The 20,681-nt window shown below is 73.9% G+C and carries 16 protein-coding genes; 8 read left to right on the top strand and 8 right to left on the bottom strand.

Features of this window, described 5'->3' with window-relative positions:
- Nucleotides 1-78 precede the first annotated feature (78 nt).
- On the bottom strand, nt 79-690 hold the full coding sequence (locus A6F73_RS07585; RefSeq protein ID WP_208869061.1) for an NTP transferase domain-containing protein: 612 nt from the start codon (nt 688-690) through the stop codon (nt 79-81).
- Nucleotides 691-836: 146 nt separating this feature from the next.
- On the opposite strand from A6F73_RS07585, the gene moaA reads away from it, so the two are divergent.
- From moaA to A6F73_RS07570, 3 genes are all read left to right on the top strand, one after another.
- A complete protein-coding gene (gene moaA, locus A6F73_RS07580) occupies nt 837-1,832 on the top strand; it encodes a GTP 3',8-cyclase MoaA (protein WP_063347076.1) in 996 nt (331 codons plus the stop codon).
- Nucleotides 1,833-1,952: 120 nt separating this feature from the next.
- On the top strand, nt 1,953-2,711 hold the full coding sequence (locus tag A6F73_RS07575) for an HNH endonuclease family protein (RefSeq protein ID WP_063347075.1): 759 nt from the start codon (nt 1,953-1,955) through the stop codon (nt 2,709-2,711).
- Nucleotides 2,712-2,771: 60 nt separating this feature from the next.
- Nucleotides 2,772-4,343, top strand: a complete 1,572-nt coding sequence (locus tag A6F73_RS07570; RefSeq protein WP_063347074.1) for an alpha/beta fold hydrolase — start codon at nt 2,772-2,774, stop codon at nt 4,341-4,343.
- Between the two features lie 105 nt (nt 4,344-4,448).
- Here A6F73_RS07570 and A6F73_RS07565 read toward each other — a convergent pair whose 3' ends face one another.
- Together A6F73_RS07565 and A6F73_RS07560 are read right to left on the bottom strand one after the other, a co-directional pair.
- Nucleotides 4,449-6,926, bottom strand: coding sequence for a glycosyltransferase family 39 protein (locus A6F73_RS07565; protein ID WP_063347073.1), 2,478 nt, complete (start codon nt 6,924-6,926; stop codon nt 4,449-4,451).
- 115 nt (nt 6,927-7,041) lie between these two features.
- Nucleotides 7,042-8,160 (bottom strand): alpha/beta hydrolase-fold protein, encoded by a 1,119-nt coding sequence (locus A6F73_RS07560; protein WP_063347072.1) that lies wholly within the window; start codon nt 8,158-8,160, stop codon nt 7,042-7,044.
- Between the two features lie 156 nt (nt 8,161-8,316).
- Here A6F73_RS07560 and A6F73_RS07555 point away from each other — a divergent pair, with 156 nt between their 5' ends.
- On the top strand, nt 8,317-9,276 hold the full coding sequence (locus tag A6F73_RS07555) for a hypothetical protein (protein ID WP_063347071.1): 960 nt from the start codon (nt 8,317-8,319) through the stop codon (nt 9,274-9,276).
- A 262-nt stretch (nt 9,277-9,538) separates the two neighbouring features.
- Nucleotides 9,539-11,089: a putative Ig domain-containing protein gene (locus tag A6F73_RS44355; protein WP_063347070.1), complete on the top strand. Its 1,551-nt coding sequence runs from the start codon at nt 9,539-9,541 to the stop codon at nt 11,087-11,089.
- Nucleotides 11,090-11,266: 177 nt separating this feature from the next.
- Here the strand turns inward: A6F73_RS44355 and A6F73_RS07545 are convergent, their stop codons facing one another.
- A complete protein-coding gene (locus tag A6F73_RS07545; RefSeq protein ID WP_063347069.1) occupies nt 11,267-12,523 on the bottom strand; it encodes an alpha/beta hydrolase in 1,257 nt (418 codons plus the stop codon).
- Between the two features lie 129 nt (nt 12,524-12,652).
- Between A6F73_RS07545 and A6F73_RS07540 the strand changes: the two genes are divergently transcribed.
- Entirely contained in the window at nt 12,653-13,111 is a 459-nt protein-coding gene (locus tag A6F73_RS07540) for a MarR family transcriptional regulator (protein ID WP_063347068.1), read from the top strand.
- 31 nt (nt 13,112-13,142) lie between these two features.
- Here A6F73_RS07540 and A6F73_RS07535 read toward each other — a convergent pair whose 3' ends face one another.
- Both A6F73_RS07535 and A6F73_RS07530 read right to left on the bottom strand, forming a co-directional pair.
- A complete protein-coding gene (locus tag A6F73_RS07535) occupies nt 13,143-13,835 on the bottom strand; it encodes an aspartate/glutamate racemase family protein (protein WP_063347067.1) in 693 nt (230 codons plus the stop codon).
- A 48-nt stretch (nt 13,836-13,883) separates the two neighbouring features.
- The gene (locus tag A6F73_RS07530; RefSeq protein ID WP_107452833.1) at nt 13,884-15,752 is read right to left on the bottom strand and encodes a CocE/NonD family hydrolase; all 1,869 of its coding nucleotides are present in this window, start codon (nt 15,750-15,752) and stop codon (nt 13,884-13,886) included.
- Nucleotides 15,753-16,090: 338 nt separating this feature from the next.
- On the opposite strand from A6F73_RS07530, the gene A6F73_RS07525 reads away from it, so the two are divergent.
- Nucleotides 16,091-17,212: a HoxN/HupN/NixA family nickel/cobalt transporter gene (locus A6F73_RS07525; protein ID WP_063347065.1), complete on the top strand. Its 1,122-nt coding sequence runs from the start codon at nt 16,091-16,093 to the stop codon at nt 17,210-17,212.
- A gap of 84 nt (nt 17,213-17,296) precedes the next feature.
- Here A6F73_RS07525 and A6F73_RS07520 read toward each other — a convergent pair whose 3' ends face one another.
- Entirely contained in the window at nt 17,297-18,235 is a 939-nt protein-coding gene (locus tag A6F73_RS07520; RefSeq protein WP_063347064.1) for an SGNH/GDSL hydrolase family protein, read from the bottom strand.
- A gap of 311 nt (nt 18,236-18,546) precedes the next feature.
- On the opposite strand from A6F73_RS07520, the gene A6F73_RS07515 reads away from it, so the two are divergent.
- On the top strand, nt 18,547-20,202 hold the full coding sequence (locus tag A6F73_RS07515; protein WP_063347063.1) for an FAD-binding dehydrogenase: 1,656 nt from the start codon (nt 18,547-18,549) through the stop codon (nt 20,200-20,202).
- A 21-nt stretch (nt 20,203-20,223) separates the two neighbouring features.
- Here the strand turns inward: A6F73_RS07515 and A6F73_RS07510 are convergent, their stop codons facing one another.
- Nucleotides 20,224-20,574, bottom strand: coding sequence for a metalloregulator ArsR/SmtB family transcription factor (locus A6F73_RS07510; protein WP_063347062.1), 351 nt, complete (start codon nt 20,572-20,574; stop codon nt 20,224-20,226).
- Nucleotides 20,575-20,681 lie beyond the last annotated feature (107 nt).

Below are 20,681 nucleotides of genomic sequence, written 5' to 3'. Positions count from 1 at the left end.
CTCAGGGTCGGATCAGGGGTGTGCGCCCGGCCGGTGCCCGCCACGGGTGCTTCGGGCACCCGGGCCGGCGGGGTGCGGTCAGCCGGCGGACCAGCGGGCCAGGTCGGCGGGGGTGTCCAGGTCGTCCGGGGCGGCGACGTCGGCGCACTCGACCAGCGTGACCGCGTCCGGGTGCGCGGCCAGCAGGGTGCGGGCCCCGGCGTCGCCGCAGGCGCCCGCGGCCGCCTGCGCGAAGTACCGGGCGCCGATCAGCACCGGGTGCCCGCGCCGCCCTGCGTAGGCCGCCGCGGCCAGTTCCGCGCCGGCCCGGTGCGCGGCCAGCAGCCGGGCCACCGCGGCCGCGGTGACGCCCGGGGTGTCCACCAGCATCACCAGCACCGCCGACACCTCCGGCGCCAGCGCGGCCAGCCCGACGCGCAGCGAGGAGCCCATGCCGCCCGCCCAGTCCGGGTTGGCCACCAGCCGGCAGCCCGGCAGGTGTGCCGTGGAGCGGACGCGTTCGCCGGCCGCGCCCAGCACCACCGTGACGTCCGCGCAGCCGCCCGCCCGCACCACCGCCACCGCGTGCTCGACCAGCGGGCGGCCCGCGTACCGGATCAGGGCCTTGGGCCGCCCGCCGAGGCGTCGCCCGCCCCCGGCGGCGAGCACCAGTGCGGCGACGGGCCCGGTTCGGTCTTCGGTGGTCTGCATGGGCCCAGCCTGCCCGCCGGGGCCGCCGCCGCGCAGCCGTACGAACCCACAGTTGTACGAATGCACAAGGGGAACCCGCAGGTGGTGGCCGCCCCCCGGCGGTTCGGCCGCTGGTCCTGCGGCCCGCCGGCCCCTGTACTGGGTCGATGAACACCGCACCGCGCCCGCTGCTGGACCGTTTCGGCCGGGTCCACACCGACCTGAGGGTCTCGCTGACCGACCGCTGCAACCTGCGCTGCACCTACTGCATGCCGGCCGAGGGCCTGGACTGGCTGCCGAGGGCGCAGGCGCTGGGCGACGACGAGGTGGTGCGGCTGGTGCGGATCGCGGTCGGGCGGCTGGGGATCGCCTCGGTGCGGCTGACCGGCGGGGAGCCGCTGTTGCGGCGGGGCCTGCCGGACCTGGTGGGGCGGATCGCCGCGCTGGGGCCGGAGGTGTCGTTGACGACGAACGGGATCGGGCTGGCCCGCACGGCGGTGGCGCTGCGGGCGGCGGGGCTGGAGCGGGTGAACGTCAGTCTGGACACGCTGCGCCCGGAGCGGTTCGCGCGGATCACGCGGCGGGACCGGATCGCGGACGTGTTCGCGGGCCTGGCGGCGGCGCGGGCGGCGGGGCTGGGGCCGGTGAAGGTGAACGCGGTGCCGGTGCGCGGGGTGAACGAGGACGAGATCCCGGAGCTGGCGGCCTTCGCGGTGGAGCACGGGTACCGGATGCGGTTCATCGAGTCGATGCCGTTGGACGCGCAGGGCGCCTGGGACCGTTCGGCGATGGTCACCGCCGCGGAGGTCCTGGAGCGGCTCGGGGAGCGCTTCGACCTGCTGCCCGTGGGCCGGCGGGGCAGCGCCCCGGCGGAGGAGTGGCGGGTCGCGGGCACGGACGCCGTCATCGGGGTGATCGCCTCCGTGACCCGCCCGTTCTGCGGGGGCTGCGACCGGGTGCGGCTCACCGCCGACGGCCAGTTGCGCAACTGCCTGTTCGCGACGGAGGAGTCCGATCTGCGCGCGCTGCTGCGCGGCGGCGCGGACGACGACCGGATCGAGGCGGCCTGGCGGGCCTCGGTGGCCGGGAAGGGGCCCGGACACGCCGTCAACTCCGCCGACTTCGTCCGGCCCGACCGCCCGATGTCCGCCATCGGCGGCTGACGCCCGGGGTGTGAGCTTCGACATGGTGGGCGGGGTTCGCGTGGCGCCGCCTTGACCTGCTCTCGGGGTGGCTGATCTGCTGGTTCGCCGTCAACCCGCCCCAGATCCCGGGAGTTATCCGTGCCCGCCCGCCGCACCGCCCTGTCCGCCGCCACCGTGTTCCTGATATGCGCGCTCGCGCTGGCCGGCTGGCTGCTGGGCGGCCGTGACCACAAGAGCGGCGACTCCGCCGCGCCCGCCGGGGGCCTGGGCACCAGCCCGCTGCAGAACCCGGACGGCACCAAGCCCGGCCTGGCCCCGCTGACCACGCCGGAGGAGCAGAAGGCGGGCCGCGACGTGATAGCCAAGGTCGCCACCGCCGCCGCCGGCCCCAAGGACGGCTACGACCGCAACGAGTTCGGCCCCGCCTGGACGGACAACGTCGACGGCGTCCCGCTCGGCCACAACAACTGCGACACCCGCAACGACCTGCTCGCCCGCGACGGCACCGCCGTCGAGCGCAAGGACGGCTCGAACTGCGTCGTCACCGCGATGACCATCTACGACCCGTACACCGGCAAGAACGTCCAGTGGACCAAGCAGCAGGCCACGAAGATCCAGATCGACCACGTGATGCCGCTGTCCTACGACTGGCAGCTGGGCGCCGCCAAGTGGGACAAGGCCAAGCGCGTCCAGATCGCCAACGACCCGCTCAACCTGATCCCCGCCGACGGCTCGCAGAACGCCTCCAAGGGCGACTCCGGCCCGGCCTCCTGGCTCCCCGCCAACACCGCCGTCCGCTGCTCGTACGCCGTCCGCTTCGCCCAGGTCTCCCTGAAGTACCAGCTCCCCGTCACCGTGGCCGACAAGCAGGCCATGCTGCAGCAGTGCGGAGGCTGAGGAATCGTTACGGCAGATGCTGGTGTGACGGGAGCGGGCGCCGGGTGGTATTCGTGGGCGGTGCACTCGTCGAACCCCCGCCGCCCGCTCCGCGCCCTGCTCACCGTCGCCCTCCTCGTGCTCGCCGCGGGCTGCACCGGGCCCTCGGACCCGGGCGCCCGCCGGCCCGGCACCGCGGCCGCGGCCCGGCCCCAGGACCTGGTGCCCGGCACGGCCGCCCCCGCGCTCGCGGCCCTGTACCTCCAGCCGCTGGACTGGAAGGACTGCCCGGACCGGCCTGAGCGCCCGGCCGGGGAGCCGGTCGCGCAGTGCACCGGACTCAAGGTCCCGCTGGACTACGCCGATCCGGGCGGCGAGACGATCGACGTCGCCGTCTCCCGGATCCGCGCCACCGAGGCCGACCGGCGGATCGGGTCACTGGTGCTCAACCCCGGCGGGCCGGGCAACTCCGGCGTGGACCGGGTGGTCTGGGGCTGGGAGGACTACCGCGGCACCCTCTCCGACCACTTCGACCTGGTCGGCTTCGACCCGCGCGGCGCCGGCCGCACCACCCCCGTGCACTGCCTCGACGACCGCACCCGGGACGAGTGGACCAGCACCGACGACCCCGGCTACGACCGCGGCCGGGTGCTCGCCGACGCCTGCCAGGCCCGGTACGCCACGCTGCTGCCCCACCTCTCCACCCGCGACACCGCCCGCGACCTCGACGTGCTGCGCGGCGCCCTGGGCGAACGGCGGCTCGACTTCCTCGGCAGCTCCTACGGCACCTACCTGGGCGCCCTCTACGCCGAGGAGTTCCCCGCCCGCACCGGCCGCCTCGCCCTGGACGGCGCCTTCGAACGCAGCCTCGACCCGGTCCGGCTGAACGTCGAGGCCGCCGCCGCCACCGAGACCGCGCTGCGGGACTTCGCCGCCGACTGCGCGGGCCGCGACGACTGCCCCCTCGGCCGCGACCGCGCCGCCGCCCCGCAGCGGCTCGCCGACTTCCTGGACGGCCTGCGCGCACACCCGCTGCCCGCCGCCGACGGCCGCCGCCTCACCGCCACCCTGGCCTGGAACGGCACCCTCGACACCCTCTACGACGGCCACCGCTCCTGGGAGCGGCTGCGCCAGGCCCTCGACCCGGCGATCACCCGCGGCGACGCCGCCGAACTGCTCGCCCTCGCCGACGGCGCCAACGGCCGCGGCGAGGACGGCGGCTACTCCACCGCGGCGGACGCCTTCGCCGCCATCAGCTGCGCGGACGCCCTGATGGCCCCCGGCGCCGGGGACCTGCGCACCGACCGCACCGAACTCGCCGCCCGCGCCCCGCTGATGAGCCGGCACGACACCTCGGCGGCGCTGTTCGCCCCGGACTGCCGCTCCTGGCCGTACCGCACCGCCGAACGGCCCGCCCGGATCCGGGCCGAGGGCAGCGCCCCGATCCTGGTGATCGGCTCCACCGCCGACCCGGTCACGCCGTACCCGTGGGCGCAGCGGATGGCCTCCAACCTCGCCGACGCCGTCCTGCTCACCCGGGACGGCGACGGGCACACCGGCTACGACAAGAGCGGGTGCGTGCGGGACGCGGTGGCCGCGTTCCTGGTGGACGGCACGCTGCCCGCCGCCGGGACGCACTGCCCGTCCGCCTGACGGGGACTGCCGGGGCCGACGGGGGCTTTCCCGGGGGCAACGCGAAGGGGCGCACCGCCGGCTGCGGTGCGCCCCCTGGGGTGGGACGGTCAGGAGGTCGGACGGTCAGGAGGTCGGGGCCGTCAGGTCGTAGAAGGTGGTGGAGCCGACCGTCTTCGCGGTGAAGTGGCTCGTCACCCAGCTCTCGATCTGGGAGGTCTCCGACTCCTTCTCCCCGGTGTCGCCCCGTCCGCTCTCGGCCCCGCCGAAGCCGCGGTGGGAGCCGCCGGCGATGAACCAGTGCACCTTGCCCTCCTGGACGTACTTCTGGAAGCCGGCCAGGCTGAGCGAGGGGTCGGTGCCGTTGAAGCCGCCGAGGGCCATCACCGGCTCTCCGGTGGCGAGTTGGTAGCTGGCGGCGTTCTGTGAGCCGCTGGTGGCGGCCGCCCAGGTGTACTGGCCGGCGCTCTCCTTGAGCAGGGCGGAGGCCTCCTCGCTCACCTTGGTGCCGCCGAGCAGGCCGCCCATGCCGCCCGTGGCGCCCATGCCGCCGGGGCCGAAGGCGCCGGGGTCCTCGCCGCTGCCGGGGTTGCCGGGGTTGCCCGGGTTGCCGGTGCCGGGGTTGGCGCCCGTGCCGCGCTCGCGGTGACCGTTGCCGCCGCCCGGGCCCTTGCCCGAACCGCCGCCCGACCAGCCGCCGTTGCCGCCGTTGAAGCCGCCCTGGCCGCCGCCGTTGCCGCCGTTGAACCCGTTGCCGCCGCCCTGGCCGCCCGGCCAGCCGCCGTGCTGCCCGCCGCCGCCGGGGAAGCCGGGTGCGCCGCCGTTCTGCCCGCCGCCGTTCTGGCCGGGCTGGAACGTCCGCCCGTTGCCCGCGAAGCCCTGCCCGCCGTGCCGGCCGCCGCCGCCCGGACCGGAGGCGCCCTGGACGGCCGGCCCGGCCGTCACGATGGAGCCGCTGTGTGCCGTGCCGACGGTGTCCACCGCGTACGCGGCGGGCCCGCCGAGCGCCGCCGCCAGGCCGACCAGGCCGGCGACCGAGGCGATCCGGGCCCCGAGCCGCCCGTCGGCCCGCCCGGCCAGCTGTCCGGCGACCAGCGCGGCCGCCGCCACCAGCCCGCCGACCAGCACCGCCCAGCGGAGCCAGGGCAGGAACTCCGAGCTCCGCCCGAGCAGGACGAACGCCCACACCGCCGTCACCGCGAGGGTGCCGGCCAGCACCAGCGCCCACGGAAGCCGGTGCCGGGCCCGCCACAGGCCGTCCACGCCCATGCCGACCAGCGCCGCGACGGCCGGGGCGAGCGCCACCGTGTAGTACTGGTGGAAGATCCCGGACATGAAGCTGAACACCAGCGCGGTGGACAGCATCGCGCCGCCCCAGACCAGGAACGCCGCGCGGGCGGTGTCGGTGCGGGCGTAGCGGCGGGTCGCCCACAGGGCGGCGACCAGCAGGATCAGCGCGGCCGGCAGCAGCCAGGCGATCTGCCCGCCGATGTCGCTCCCGAACAGCCGGGTGAGGCCGGTCTGGCCCCAGCCGCGGCCGCCGCGCATCGCCCCGGCCGGCAGGTCGAGCCCGGCCGGGAGCCGCCCGCCGCCGCCGACGCTGCCGGTCTCGTCGCCGTTGATCCGGCCGAGGCCGTTGTAGCCGAAGGTGAGGGAGAGGAAGCTGTCGTCCTGCGAGCCGCCGACGTACGGGCGGGCCGAGGCCGGCAGCAGTTCGACCACCGCGACCCACCAGCCGCCCGCGACCACCATGGCCGCGCCCGCGAGCAGCAGCTGCCGCACCCGCCGCCACAGGCCGGTGGGCGCGACGACCAGGTAGACCAGCGCGAAGGCGGGCAGCACGAGGAAGGCCTGCAGGGTCTTGGTGAGGAAGGCCAGGCCGAACATCGCCCCGGTGAACACCAGCCACCGGGTGCCCGCCGCCTCGATGGCCCGCACCAGCCCGTACGCGGCCAGGGTGAGCAGCAGGGCCAGCAGCGCGTCGGGGTTGTTGAAGCGGAACATCAGCGCCGCGACCGGGGTGAGCGCCAGGGCGGCCCCGGCGAGCAGGCCGCCGAGCGGGGAGAAGCGCCGGCGCACCGTCGCGTACACGACGCCGACGGTGGCGGCGCCCATCAGGGCCTGCGGGGCGAGCACGGACCAGGAGGACAGGCCGAAGACCCGCACCGAGAGGGCCATCGGCCACAGCGACATGGGGGGCTTGTCGACGGTGATGAAGTTCCCGGCGTCGGAGGAGCCGAAGAAGAAGGCCTTCCAGCTCTGGCTGCCGGCCTGGACGGCGGCCGAGTAGAAGGCGTTGGCCCAGCCGGAGGCGCTCAGGCCCCAGAGGTAGAGGACGACGGTCGCGGCCAGCAGTGCCAGCAGGGCCGGGCGCACCCAGCGCGGGTCGTCCGCGCGGCCGCGCCAGGCGCGGGCGGGGAGGGTGCGCAGCCGGCCGGACCAGGAGGCAGGGCCCTTGGGGCGGGCGGGCGGCAGGGGCTGCTCGGGGAAGAGCGGCGCCGGGTCCGGCCGGGCTGGGTCCGGCTGCGGCACCTCCGGCGGCGGGAAGTCCGCGGCCTCGGGCCACGGTTCGCCGGCCGGAGTGGAGTAGCTGGTCGTGGTCATGCGCCATACCGTGCGTGGTGCGGCTGAGAGGAGCGTGAGACGACGCTGTGAGACGGGTGTGATCTGCGGGGCCGATCGGGTGATCGGGTGATCGGGCGGGCCGCCGGGGGATCGGTCAGGCGGCCTTCGGCATGGTGAGGTGCTGGCCGAGCCACTCCAGGGCCGGGGGGATCTCCCGGGTCCAGGTGTGGAAGTTGTGGCCGCCGGTGTCCAGGGTGATGGTGGACACCTTGGTGGGGGCCTTGAAGGCGCCGACCATGGCCTGGGTGTCGGCGTAGTTGTTCTCGTCGTAGCTGGTGGTGAGCAGCAGGGAGACGGGGGCGGCCGGCTGGTTCTTCAGCCGCCACAGCAGGTCGTTCTGCTGCTTCAGCTGGTCGTTGCCGCCGAAGAGGTCGCCGGTGGTCTCGTCGTGCGCCGCGCTGTAGTAGCCGGAGAGCGCGACCGCGGCGCGGTAGGCGTCGGGCTTGCGCATCGCGAACTTGAGCGCGCAGTAGCCGCCGGTCGAGTTGCCGATGACGGCGCGGCTCGCCGGGTCGGTGCCGAGCCGGTAGGTGGTGGCGAGCGCCTTGGGCAGGTCGGTGGTGAAGAAGGTCTCCGCCTGGGGGCCGCCCGGCACGTCGACGCACTCGGTGTCCCGGTTGCCGACGACCGTGGGGCGCATCATCACCAGGACGGTCGGCGGCAGCTTCTTCTGCTCGATCGCGGTGAGGGTGGAGGCCGGGTACTGCATCAGCGAGATCAGCTTCTCCGGCGTGCCAGGGTAGCCGGTGAGCACCAGGGCCATCGGGAACCGCTGCTGCGCGTAGTCCGGCTGGAAGTACTGCGGGGGCAGGTAGACGAACGCCTCGGTGCTCAGGCCGGTCGAGGCTCCTTTGACGGCGACCTGCTGGATCAGCCCGGAGCGCTCCCGGTCCGAGCCCTGGGCCGAGTAGAACTTCTGCTCGCCGGTGACGGCCACGGAGGCGTTCGGCGTGTGGTCGACGACCGTGCCCGGCTTGCCGTCGGTGCCGAGCAGGTCGCTCCAGGAGCTGTAGAAGCCGAAGTAGCCGTTGGCGATCAGGCCCATGGCGACCAGCACGGCGATCTGGGTGGCGAGGAAGGCGCCGATCCGGCCCGTCCAGGACTTCCAGCCCTTCCCGCCGAAGCGCGGCCAGAGCCACATGGTGGCGCCGAAGACGAGGATCGCGACGACCGAGGCGACGATCTGGAGGGGGAGTCCGGTGAGGCTGAGCACGCCCCGATCGTAGTTGACCTCGATCAGCGCCCCCGGGCGCCCCCTGCACGCCCTCCGCACGCCCTCGGAATCCGGTTGACCGCGCCGGGCGGGGCCGCCAGCATGGCGGCGGACACGTGCACGCTGTGTGCGCGGGGCGTCACCGGGGCGGGATTCATGAAGTCCATCACCAAGGCCGGTCTGGCCGTCGGCACCGTACTGCTGCTCGCGGCCTGCTCCAGTGGCACCAGGGGGAGCGGGGGCGGCGGGGGGAGCGCCGCGGGCGGGCCGTCCACCGGCGCGGCCCCGGCCCTGCCCGCGCCGACGCGGACGCCGACCCCCACCCCGACGCCGCCGCCGTACGGCCCGGTGCTCGGCACGACCATCGACCCGGTGAACACCGCGCTCGGCCAGGTGGCCGGGGCCAAGACCCTGGGCGACCTCGACGGCGTCCTCGGCGGCATCGCCACCAGCGCGCGGACGGCCGGGCGGAGCCTGGGCCTGGCGGACGAGCCGGCCGCGGTCGCGACGGCGCAGACCGAGCTGGTGAGGGCGCTGACCTCGCTGGCCACCGACGCGACGAAGGTCCGCGGCGACATCAAGAGCAGGGGCGTCTGCGCGGTGGGCTCCGCGCAGGCCGAACTGGGCGCCTCCGAGGGCCTGGCGGCGGTGTCGGCGGCCCTGGCCAAGATGGCGGCGGCCGGCTACCCGACGACCTTCGCCGTCCCGCAGACCCCCAAGCAGCAGTCCCGTTCGCTGGACAACGGCACCCTGGTGCGCGAGGGGCGGCTGCGCGGCGAGGGCGTGTTCAAGGTCGACAACGGCGGCAGGGGGGACGCGGTCGTCTCGCTCGCGCTGAACGGCAAGTCGGTGCACTCGGTGTACGTGGCCAAGGGGCAGAAGGCCAGCATCGAGGGCGTCGAGGACGGCACGTACGAGGTGTACTTCGCGGGCGGGGTGGACTGGGACTCCGACACGAAGGCGTTCACGCAGAGCTGCCGGTTCACCAAGTTCCAGGACACGCTGGCGTTCGAGACCGGGCGCACCGCGACGTCCTGGTCGATCACCCTCCAGCCGACGGTCGGCGGCAACGCCAAGACCGACGAGGTGGACGAGAACTCCTTCCCGCAGCCGTAGCCCCCGCGAGCGGGCGAGCGGACGGGTGGGCGGGCGGATATGACGCCCCGACGGGCGGGCACGGCCGGTGCCGTGGGGTGCCACTGCGCCCGCCCTTAACGGGCATACCGGGGCGGATGGTTGCCGCCCCGGGCCGCAACGGACGATTGCCGTCGGCGAGTTCGGCCAATACGGTTGACCACTTGAAGTGACCATGGCACTTTCGTGCGGCGCGGGCCTCGGCGACCAGTCGTACACCCCGCGATCCCCCACAAGGAGAGCCATGTTCAAGAGACTTGCCGCGATGGCCGGCGTCGGCGCCGTCGTCGCGGGCGGACTGACCCTCGCCGCCGCCCCCGCGCACGCCGTCCAGGCCAGCGACCTGACCTCCACCATCGCGCTGAGCAACTGCTCGGCCTCGCTGGTGCGTTACCCCACCTCGGTGGCCGGAGACCGGGCCCTGATGCTCACCAACGGCCACTGCCTGCCGACCATGCCCACGGCCGGCCAGGTCATCCAGAACGCGAGCGCGAGCCGCAGCGGCACCCTGCTCGACGGCGCCGGCAACAGCCTCGGCACCGTCCAGGCCGACAAGGTCGTCTACGCGACCATGACCGGCACCGATGTCGCGCTCTACCAACTCACCGACACCTACGGCTCGATCAGCTCCAAGTACGGCGCGACCGCGCTGACCGTCAACGACACGCACCCGACCGACGGCGCCGCGATGTACATACCCTCCTCGTACTGGAAGCAGGTGTGGAACTGCTCCGTCAACGGGTTCGTGCCCACCCTGCGCGAGGACCAGTGGACCTGGCACGACTCGCTGCGCTACAGCTCCGGCTGCAACACCACGCACGGCACCTCCGGTTCGCCGATCATCGACTCCGCCAGCGGCCGGATCATCGGCATCAACAACACCGGCAACGACAACGGCGAGATGTGCACCCTGGACAACCCGTGCGAGGTCGCTGCCGACGGCACCACCACGGCCACCAAGGGCCAGAGCTACGGTGAGGAGACCTACTGGTTCACCACCTGCCTCGGCAACGGCCGGGTCATCGACCTCAACGTGGCCGGCTGCCTGCTCACCAAGCCGGCCGGCAGCGGCGCGGTCTCCGTCAGCAGCCCCGGTGACCAGTCCACGGCGGTCGGCGGTGCGGTGAACGTCCAGATCAACGCTTCCGGTGGTACCGCGCCGCTGTCGTACAGTGCGACGGGTCTGCCGGCGGGGCTGGCGATCAACGCCTCGACCGGTGCGATCACCGGTACCGCCACCGCGGCGGGTTCGTCGAGCGTGACGGTGACGGTGAAGGATTCGGCGGGCAAGTCCGGTACGGCGAGCTTCACGTGGACGGTGACCGGTGGCGGTGGCGGTACCTGCACGCCGGCGCAGCTGCTGGGCAACGCGGGCTTCGAGACGGGCTCGGCGGCGCCGTGGACGACGAGTTCCGGCGTGGTGGACAACAGCTCCTCGCAGGCGGCGCACGGTGGTTCGTGGAAGGCGTGGCTGAACGGCTACGGTTCCTCGCACACCGACACGCTGGCGCAGACGGTGACGATCCCGGCGGGCTGCAAGGCGACGCTGAGCTTCTGGCTGCACATCGACACCGCTGAGTCGGGCAGCACCGCGTACGACAAGCTGGCCGTGTCGGTGAACGGGACCACGTTGAAGACGTACTCCAACGTGGACGCGGCGGCGGGCTACCAGCAGCGGACCTTCGACCTCTCGTCCTACGCGGGCCAGAGCGTCACCCTGAAGTTCACCGGCACCGAGGACGCCTCGCTGCAGACGAGCTTCGTGATCGACGACACCTCCATCCAGACCAGCTGACGCATCCGTCCGGACCAGCTGACGCAGCACCAGCGCACCGTCCGGCCCCGGGGCTTCCATACCCCGGGGCCGGACCGTGCGGGGCCCCGGGGGTGACGGGGTGGCGCGCCCCCCACGCGCGCGCCGCCCCGCCACCCCCGGAGGCCGCCCGGTGTCACGCCCGGAGGCCGCCCGGTGTCACGCCCGGCGGGCGGCGGTGATCTGGGCGGGGACGGCGCCGAGCCACCAGGTGGGGTTGGCGGTGCCGTCGGTGGTGCGGCCGTCGTGGTGCACGTAGTGCCGCACGTCGCGCCCGGCCTCGGCGAACTCGCCGTTCAGGGCGCGCTCGATCCACTCCGCGCCGAAGCGGAAGATCTCGGCGGCGACCCCGCCCAGCGGGTGGAACTCGTTCTCGTAGACGCGCAGTTCCTTGGGCGCGCGGATGCGCTCGTAGTTGGCCAGGGCCTGCTCCAGCCGGGTCAGTTCGTCGAACTCGCCGATGCCGTACAGGACCGGGCAGTCGATCTCCTGGACGAGGTCGCCGAGCGGCATCCGGGCGACCAGTTCGCGGTCGAAGGCCTCCTCGTCGGTGTAGCCGGCCATGTACATGTAGTTGTTCTTGAAGGTCGGCTGGGCCTGCTCGAAGATCGTCTGGAAGTCGCCGGTGACCGCCTCGAAGGCGGCCAGCGCGGCGAGCCGGCGGTCGGCGGCGGCGGCGCGCGAGCCCCAGTAGCCGCTCATAGAGATGCCGAACATGCCGATCCGCTGCGGGTCGACCTCCGGGAGCGAGGCCAGGTGGTCGAGGTAACGGCTGATCGCCCGCTCGTAGTTGGTGAGGTCGACGGTGAGCCCGTTGGCCCGGGTCTCGCCCTGGCCGGGGCCCTCGATGGACAGGGCGACGATGCCGCGGGAGGTGTAGTACCGCTCGGCGGCGTAGATGTAGTCCTCCTTGATCATGTCCATCCCCGGGCCGAGGATCACCGCGGGGGCGTTGCGCACCTCGCCGGCCGGCAGGTGCAGCAGGCCGTAGATCCGGCCGCCCTCGAAGTCCAGCTCCACCCGGCGGACCCGGTCGTCGCGCAGCGCGCCGAGGCGCTCCACGCAGTGGTTGGCGTGCTCGCGGAAGGCGAGCTTGCGCGGGTCGGTGGCGTCGAAGACGGAGTACTGGGCGCGGCCCCACATCACCGCGGCGCGCACGTACAGGTCGGCGGCGGTCTGGGCGAAGCCGCCCCGCTCGTGGTGGGCGGCGCGCTCCTCGGCCTGCCCGGCCACGGTGGCCCAGGCCTTGGGGAGCATCGCCCCGCTCTGCACCAGCGCGAAGACCTTGTCGAAGTCGGTGTGGTCGTGGCCGAGCTGCTCCAGGGTGCCCTTGGCCTGGGGGTGCAGGGCGTCGAAGCCGCCCTGGGCGAGGGCGATGTCCAGGGCCCAGCTCTGTCCGGTCGAACGAACGGTCATGACGGGTGTCCTCCGTGTCGATAGGGGGCTCGGTGGCGGTGCCGCCGAGTCGCTAAGTACTTATCTATTAAGTACTTAGGATATTCTGTTGTCAACCCGCCCATCGATCGAGCCACGGAGGCCGCCCCCATGTCGCAGCCCCAGCCCACTCCCGCCCGCGAGCAGGCCCTCGACCAGCTCGCCCGCGCCGCCTACAGCCTCAGCGCCGCCGACTCCCGCCTGCGCGGACGCGCCACCCGCACCCCCGGCGCGCTCTCCCTCACCCACGCCCGGGCCCTGCGCGTCCTGGCCGAGGCGGGCCCGCTGTCGATCGGCCAGCTCGCCGCCGCCACCGAGACCACCAGCGCCGCCACCACCCAGCTGGTCAACAACCTCGCCACCGCCGGCTACGTCACCCGGGAACGCCCCCCGGGCGACAAGCGGTCCGTCCTGGTCGCCCTCACCGACGCGGGCCGCCGCCGCCACGACGAACGCCAGACCACCCTGGCGCAGGCACTCGACACCGCCCTCGCCCACCACGACGCCCCCGCCCTGGACGCCGCGACCGACGTGCTCCGGCAGCTGGCCGCCATCTACGACCGCCTCTGACCGGGGTCGTCGCGGGCCCGCCGCGGGGCCGTTACGGGGTCAGGGCGGCGGTGATGGCGGCTTCGGCGTGCAGGCGGGTGGTGGGGAAGGTGGGGACGGGGCTGTCCTCGGGGCGGACGAGCAGTTCGATCTCGGTGCAGCCGAGGACGATCCCCTGGGCGCCGGCGGCCACCAGTTCGTCGATCACCCGGCGGTACGCCGCGTGGGACTCCTCGCGGACCAGGCCGAGGCACAGCTCCTGGTAGATCACCTGGTGGACCAGGGCGCGGCTGTCGGGGCCGGGGACGAGGACGTCGAGGCCGTGGGCGGCCAACCGGCCGCGGTAGAAGTCCTGTTCCATCGTGAAGGCCGTTCCGAGCAGCCCGATCCGGTGCAGCCCGGCGGCCCGGACGGCGTCCGCGGTGGCGTCGGCGAGGTGCAGCAGCGGGACGGGGGTCGCGGCCGTGACCTGGTCGGCGACCTTGTGCATGGTGTTGGTGCAGATCAGCAGCAGTTCGGCGCCGGCGGCCTCCAGGGACCGCGCCGCGCCGGCCAGGACCTCGCCGGCCTCGGTCCAGCGGCCGTCGGCCTGGAGGCGTTCGATGGCGGCGAAGTCGACCGAGTACAGCACGAGCGGGGCGGAGTGCAGGCCGCCGAGACGGTCGCGGGTGAGTTCGTTGAGGAGGCGGTAGTACTCGGCGGTGGATTCCCAGCTCATGCCGCCGATCAGGCCGAGGGTCTTCATGCCGCCATTTATAAAGCAATGATGGAATTGAAAGCAAATGTATAAGGATTACTTGGAATCGCCCTGTGGAATCCAGCGCGGCACGCGGTGCTGCCATTCCCGGGCGAACACCACCGAGCCGGCCTCCAGCGCGCGCAGCTGCACGATGCTGAGGAAGTGCCCGGCGTCGCAGCGCAGTTGGGTGCGGGTCTGGACGGTGACGTCCCAGCCGATGTCGGGGCGTTCGAGGCGCACGGTGTGGTCGGTGCGGGCCTGGGCGCTGAGCGGGGCGCCGGTGAGCACCCGGTAGGCGGTGACGGTGTGCTCGTCGCGGACCAGGCCGTCGGGGTGGGTGCGGCTGCCGTCGGTGGCGGGGGAGAGTTCGGCACGCCATTCCCGGCGGCCGATGTCGTGCACGGTGACGTGCTCGGGCCGGGCGGTCAGCGGCTCCGTGCGGTGGATGTCGAGCGGCTCGGGCAGGGCGGGGGCCTCGAAGGCGACGGGGGCGGCGCCCATGTCGGCGGCGAGGTGGCGGGTGGGCAGGGTGAGGGCGGAGCGGGACGGGTCGAGCGCGTAGCCGGCGTCGTCCGGGGTGGGCCACACCCACGGCCAGTAGACCGAGGAGAGGGCGAGCCGCAGCCGGTGCCCGGCCGGGACGGTGCCGGCGCAGGCGGCGAGCTCGACGTCCGCGTCGGGGCCGGTGGCGACCAGGACGCCCCGGGTGAGCAGCGTGGAGGTGCCGTCCGGGCCGACGGCGCAGAGCCGGGCGGTGATCTGGGCGGGCGGGCCGCCCTCGCGCAGGCGCAGCCGTACGGTCGGGGTGCCGAGCAGTTCGACCGGGTCGGGCAGCGGCTGGGAGTCGAAGCAGACCGAGCGGCCGTCCTCCTCGCGCTGGTCGGGCGGCTGGTCGGCGGGGCGGCCGAGCGGGACGTAGGCGCCGGCGTTGAGGCCGGTGTGCTGCGGGGAGCGGACGCGGACGTGGCGGTCGTCGGAGGCGGTGCCGGCGGTGCGCAGCGGGCCGTCGAGGCCGTAGTGGATCTCCCGGACGTCGGGGGAGGGCCAGGTCTCCTCGCCGGTCCAGCGGGTGCCGATCCAGCTGCGCAGGGCGGGCTCCGCCAGGGCGCCGGTGTCGAGGTCGCGCAGCCAGTGGTCCCACCAGCGCAGGGTCTCGGGGAGGGTGTCCTCGGGCAGGCCGTGCGGCCAGGGGCCGAGCAGGGCGCGGGCGGTGGGGGAGGTGGCGAGCAGGCGCAGCACGAAGGAGCAGGAGGGGTCGCCCCAGCCGGCGACGGCGAAGGTGGGGGCGGGGACGGGGACGGTGGTCTCGCCGGCGGCGAGCCAGGCGTCGACGGGCGGGTCCAGGGATTCGAGGCGGGCCAGCCAGTCGGTGCGCCAGGCGTCGCCGACGTGCCGGGGGTCGGGCGGGAGGGCGGCGTCGGAGACCAGGGTGGTGAGCCGGGTGTGCAGGTCGGCGGCGAGCAGGGCGCCGCCGAGGCGGTGGCCGCCTTCGGGACAGACGGTGACCACGGCGCCGACGGTGTCGGGGGCGCGGGCCGCGAGCAGCAGGGCGGTGGTGCCGGCGGCGCCGACGCCGAGCAGGCCGACCCGGCCGCTGCACCAGGGGCGGCGGGCGAGCCAGTCGAGGACGGCGGCGCCGTCGTCGAGCTCCTGGTCGCCGCCGGGTTCGCCGGGCAGGCCGTCGGAGTTGCCGTGGCCGCGGGTGTCGACCCGGAGGGCGCCGTAGCCGTGGCCGGCGTACCAGGGGTGGCGGCGGGCGTCCTCGGCGGCGGTGCGGTCGGTGAGCCGGCCGGCGGAGTACTCCAGCAGGGCGGGGACGGGTTCGTCGCTGACCGGGCGCCACAGCCGGGCGGCCAGCCGGGTGCCGTCGGGCAGCGGGATGCGGACGTCCTCGCGGGTGGTGCGGAAGGGGTAGGACGGCATGGCCGCTCCCATCGGATCCCGGGCCGGTGAGCGCCGGTGGGCCCGCGGCGCGTACGGGGAGCGCGCTGCGGGCGTCGGCATCTCGACCCTAGGGGAGGAATCGTCCGATTTCCTGACGAAAGCTGCGCGGTGGTCGCGGCCCGCCGGTCGGGGCGGCCGGTCGGGGCGGCGGGGTGGAGGCCGGCGCGAGCGGGCGTGTGCCCGCCGCCGCGCGCCCCTCGTCCGCGCCCGTATGCCCCCGTTCGCCGTCGTCCGGCATTTGCACATGACTTGCAACTACTTCCCCGAGGGGGGAAAGATGGCCCAGCTTCGCCCGGACCACCCGAAAGGACCACAGGATGTCCAGCCCCGCCGCAGGTGCCTCGCCCGTCAGATGGCGTGACCGGCTCACCCGGGAGGAGTGGATGCGCCTGGCCGGGATGGGCGGTTTCATCCTCGTGCTGCACGTCGTCGGCTGGTTCACCCTGCTCGCGCTGGTCGCGCCCGAGCACTACAACGTCGGCGGGCAGGTGTTCGGCGCGGGCATGGGCCTGACCGCCTACACCCTCGGGATGCGGCACGCCTTCGACGCGGACCACATCGCGGCGATCGACAACACCACCCGCAAGCTGATGGGCCAGGGCAAGCGGCCCCTGTCGGTCGGCTTCTGGTTCTCGCTCGGGCACTCCTCGATCGTCTTCGGCCTCTGCGCGCTGCTCGCCTTCGGCATCCGCTCGCTCGCCGACCAGGTGGAGGCGGACGACTCGACCCTGCACACGATGACCGGCCTGATCGGCACCACCGTCTCCGGGACGTTCCTGCTGCTCCTCGGCCTGATCAACCTGGGCGCCTTCAACGGCATCCTCAAGGTGTTCCGCCGGATGCGCGTGGGCGAGTACGACGAGGCCGAGCTGGAGCGCCAGTTGGAGCGGCGCGGGCTGATGAACCGCATCCTCGGCCGGGTGACCAGGGCCGTCACCAAGCCCTGGCACATGTACCCGGTGGGCCTGCTGTTCGGCCTCGGCTTCGACACCGCCACCGAGGTGTCGCTGCTGGTGCTGGCCGGCGGCGCGGCCGCGTTCTCGCTGCCCTGGTACGCGCTGCTCACGCTGCCGATCCTGTTCGCGGCCGGGATGAGCCTGCTGGACACCATCGACGGCTCGTTCATGAACTTCGCCTACGAGTGGGCCTTCTCCAAGCCGGTCCGCAAGATCTACTACAACCTGACCGTCACCGGCCTGTCGGTGCTGGTCGCGCTGGTGATCGGCCTGGTCGAGCTGATCGGCCTGCTCGGCGAGAAGCTGGACATCACCAGCGGCCCGATCGCCTGGATCGGCGGGCTGGACCTCAACTTCGTCGGCTACGCGATCGTCGGCCTGTTCGTGCTGACCTGGGTCGCGGCGATCGCCTACTGGAAGTTCGGCAAGGTCGAGGAGAAGTGGTCGGCCGGCCTGGCCGCCGCGGCCGCCAAGTCGGAGTAGCACAAACCCCGAGGGGGGCGGTGACCGGACTCCGGTCACCGCCCCCCTCGGGGTTTGCGGGGCCTAGGGATTGTCAGACACGCCCTACCGCAGCGCGGCGAGCACCGCGTCCGCCATCACCTTCTCGCCGGTGGCGTTCGGGTGGAACGGCACGGCGGGCGAGCCGGGCAGCGCGCCCTCGATCCAGCGGTCGTCCGAGCACACGTCGTGCCCGGCGGTGGGCGTGGCGGTGTCGACGTACGTCGCGCCGCCGGCCGCCGCGGTGCTCTTGAGTGCGGCGTTCAGCTTGTCGAGCACGCCGTGCATGTACTCGACGTCGCCCGGGGTCACGGGCTGGCGCAGGATGCACGAGCGGCCGTCGGCGGGCAGCACGGACGGGTAGCCGACCAGCAGCACCCGGGCCCGCGGCGCCTTGGCGTGGATGCGCCGCAGCGTGTCGGCGACCTGCGGCGCGATGCTGCTGGTGATCCGCTCGGCCAGGTCGTCGTTGCCGTACTGCCAGGACCAGCTGCTCCAGTCCCAGTAGCCGTGGTGGTAGACGTCCTTGCAGGGCGTGCCGAGCGGGTTGACGACCGCGCCGGCGATGCAGGTGGCGACGAGTTCGCCGAGGCCGAGGTCGCTGGCCGCGAGGTCGTTGCCGCCGATGCCGAGGGTGACCAGGTCGGTGTCGGGGGTCACCGCGTCCAGCTGCGGGTCGTTGACCCGGATGAAGGCGTCGTACTGCGGCTGCGTCATGGCCTTGACCTTGGCGGCGGCGCAGGTGACGTCGGTGTAGGCGCCGGCCTTGAGGGCGGCGGCGACCAGGTGGCCGTAGTTGCGGTCGGAGCGCAGGCACAGGCCCGCCGACTGGCCGGGCACGCCCGCGCCGGCGGCGTAGGAGTCGCCGAGCGCCACGAGGTGCTTGGGCGCCGGGGTGGCGGCCTGGGCGCTGGTGGAGGTGAGCGCGAGGGCGGCGCCCAGGGCGACGGAGGCGAGCGCGGTGGAGCTGCGCAGGTATCGGGGTTTCCGGGCAGGGCGGAGCACGGTTCCTCCTGGGGGGAGAGAAACGACGGGTGGGGGTCGTGCCGGGCCGCGGCTACTCGCAGGTAAGTTACTTGTTGGTTTCGTGGACGTCCATGCCGTGCGCGGAAATTTCCGAAATTCCGTCAGATCGCATTTCGCATTTCGCTCCACCGTGTATCGAAGACATTTCCGAAACGGTGTGGAGCGGAATTGCCGCACTCGGTTGTTACCGGCCGGTTGACCGGACGTCACCGCAGGCCGCAGTATCGGGCGCACAGCGACGGCGCCCACCCCGCGCGCGCCGTCCCGCCCGCCGCGACGGAGGACTGCGCATGGCCCTGGACGCCGACGTCATCGTCATCGGAGCAGGACTCGCCGGACTCGCCGCCACCGCCGAACTCGCCGACGCCGGACGGAAGGTGATCCTGCTCGACCAGGAGCCCGCGGCCTCGCTCGGCGGCCAGGCGCACTGGTCCTTCGGCGGCCTCTTCCTGGTCGACTCGCCCGAGCAGCGCCGGATGCGGATCCGCGACTCGCACGCCCTCGCCCGCCAGGACTGGTTCGGCACCGCCGGCTTCGACCGGCCCGAGGACGCCTGGCCGCGCCGCTGGGCCGAGGCCTACGTCGACTTCGCGGCCGGCGAGAAGCGCTCCTGGCTGCACGGCCTGGGCGTGCGCTTCTTCCCCGTCGTCGGCTGGGCCGAGCGCGGCGGCCTCCTCGCCGACGGCCCGGGCAACTCGGTGCCCCGCTTCCACATCACCTGGGGCACCGGGCCCGGACTGCTGGAGCCCTTCGTCCGCCGGGTCCGCTCCGCCGCCGCCCGTGGGCTGGTCGACCTGCGCTTCCGGCACCGGGTCACCGGCCTGGCCGCCACCGCGGGCGTCACCGACACCGTCACCGGCGAGGTGCTGGTGCCCAGTTCGGCGGCCCGCGGCGAGGCCAGCTCGCGCGAGGCCGCCGGACGGTTCGAACTGCGCGCCCAGGCCGTGATCGTGACCTCCGGCGGCATCGGCGGCAACCACGACCTCGTCCGCAAGGCCTGGCCCGCCCGGCTCGGCACCCCGCCCGCCAAACTGCTCTCCGGTGTCCCCGCCCACGTCGACGGGCTGATGCTCGGCATCGCCGGCGACGCCGGTGCCAGCCTCATCAACGGCGACCGGATGTGGCACTACACCGAGGGCATCGAGAACTGGGACCCGATCTGGGCCCGGCACGGCATCCGCATCCTGCCCGGCCCGTCCTCGCTCTGGCTGGACGCGCGCGGCAACCGGCTGCCCGTCCCGCTCTTCCCCGGCTTCGACACCCTCGGCACGCTCGACCACATCATGTCCACCGGGTACGGGCACACCTGGTTCGTGCTCAACCAGCGCATCATCGAGAAGGAGTTCACCCTCTCCGGCTCCGAGCAGAACCCGGACCTGACCGGGAAGTCCGTGCGCGGCGTCCTCAGCCGCGCCCTGCCCGGCGCCCCCGGTCCGGTCCAAAGCCACCTGCGGCACGGGCCCGACTTCGTCGTCGCGGGCAACCTCGCCGACCTCGCCCGCGGCATGAACGCCAGGACCCGCGAGGCGCTGATCGACCCCGCCGAACTGCGCCGCGCCGTCGAGGCCCGCGACCGGCAGTTCGCCAACCCCTTCGCCAAGGACCTCCAGGTCACCGCCGTCCACGGCGCCCGCCGCTACCTCGGCGACAAGCTGATCCGGGTGGCCCCGCCGCACCGCATCCTCGACCCGGGCGCCGCCCCGCTGATCGCCGTCCGGCTCAACATCCTCACCCGCAAGTCGCTCGGCGGCCTGGAGACCGACCTCTCCGCGCGCGTCCTGCGCCCCGACGGCGAACCCCTCCCGGGCGTCTACGCCGCGGGCGAGGCCGCCGGCTTCGGCGGCGGCGGCGTCCACGGCTACCGCTCCCTGGAGGGCACCTTCCTCGGCGGCTGCCTCTTCTCCGGCCGCACCGCCGGCCGCGCGGCGGCTCAGGCCACCGCGTAGGAGACGGGGGCGGGTGTGGCCTCAGCGCTCGTCGGTGAGGCCCAGCCGCAGGTGCTCGACGTGGTACACGGCCTGGTCGAGGAGGGCGGCGACGTGGTCGTCGTGCAGGGAGTAGACCACCGAGCGGCCCCGGCGCTCGCCGACGACCAGGCCGAGGTTGCGCAGCAGCCGCAGCTGGTGGGAGCAGGCGGACTGCTCCATGCCCACGGCGTCGGCGAGTTCGGTGGCCGCGCGCGGGCCCTCGCGCAGTTCGGCGAGGATCAGCAGCCGGGAGGGGGTGGCCAGCGCCTGGAGGGTGGTCGCGACCTTGGCCGCGTTGGAGGCGTCCAGGCGCATCCGCGGTACGGCTTTCTCGGTGGTCGCGTGTCCCATGGGGGCATCCTACGGACCGCCGCCGAACCCCGGCACCCGGTACCCGGCAGTGCCTCTTGGCATGCCAGGTAGGCTGCGCGTGCAGCGTGCCCCGTGACCAGGAGGAG

Source organism: Streptomyces sp. MJM8645, from assembly GCF_001625365.1.
Classification (GTDB): Bacteria; Actinomycetota; Actinomycetes; order Streptomycetales; family Streptomycetaceae; genus Kitasatospora.
Note: the sequence above shows the minus strand (reverse complement) of the source record. Positions and strands in the feature narration are given on the sequence as shown.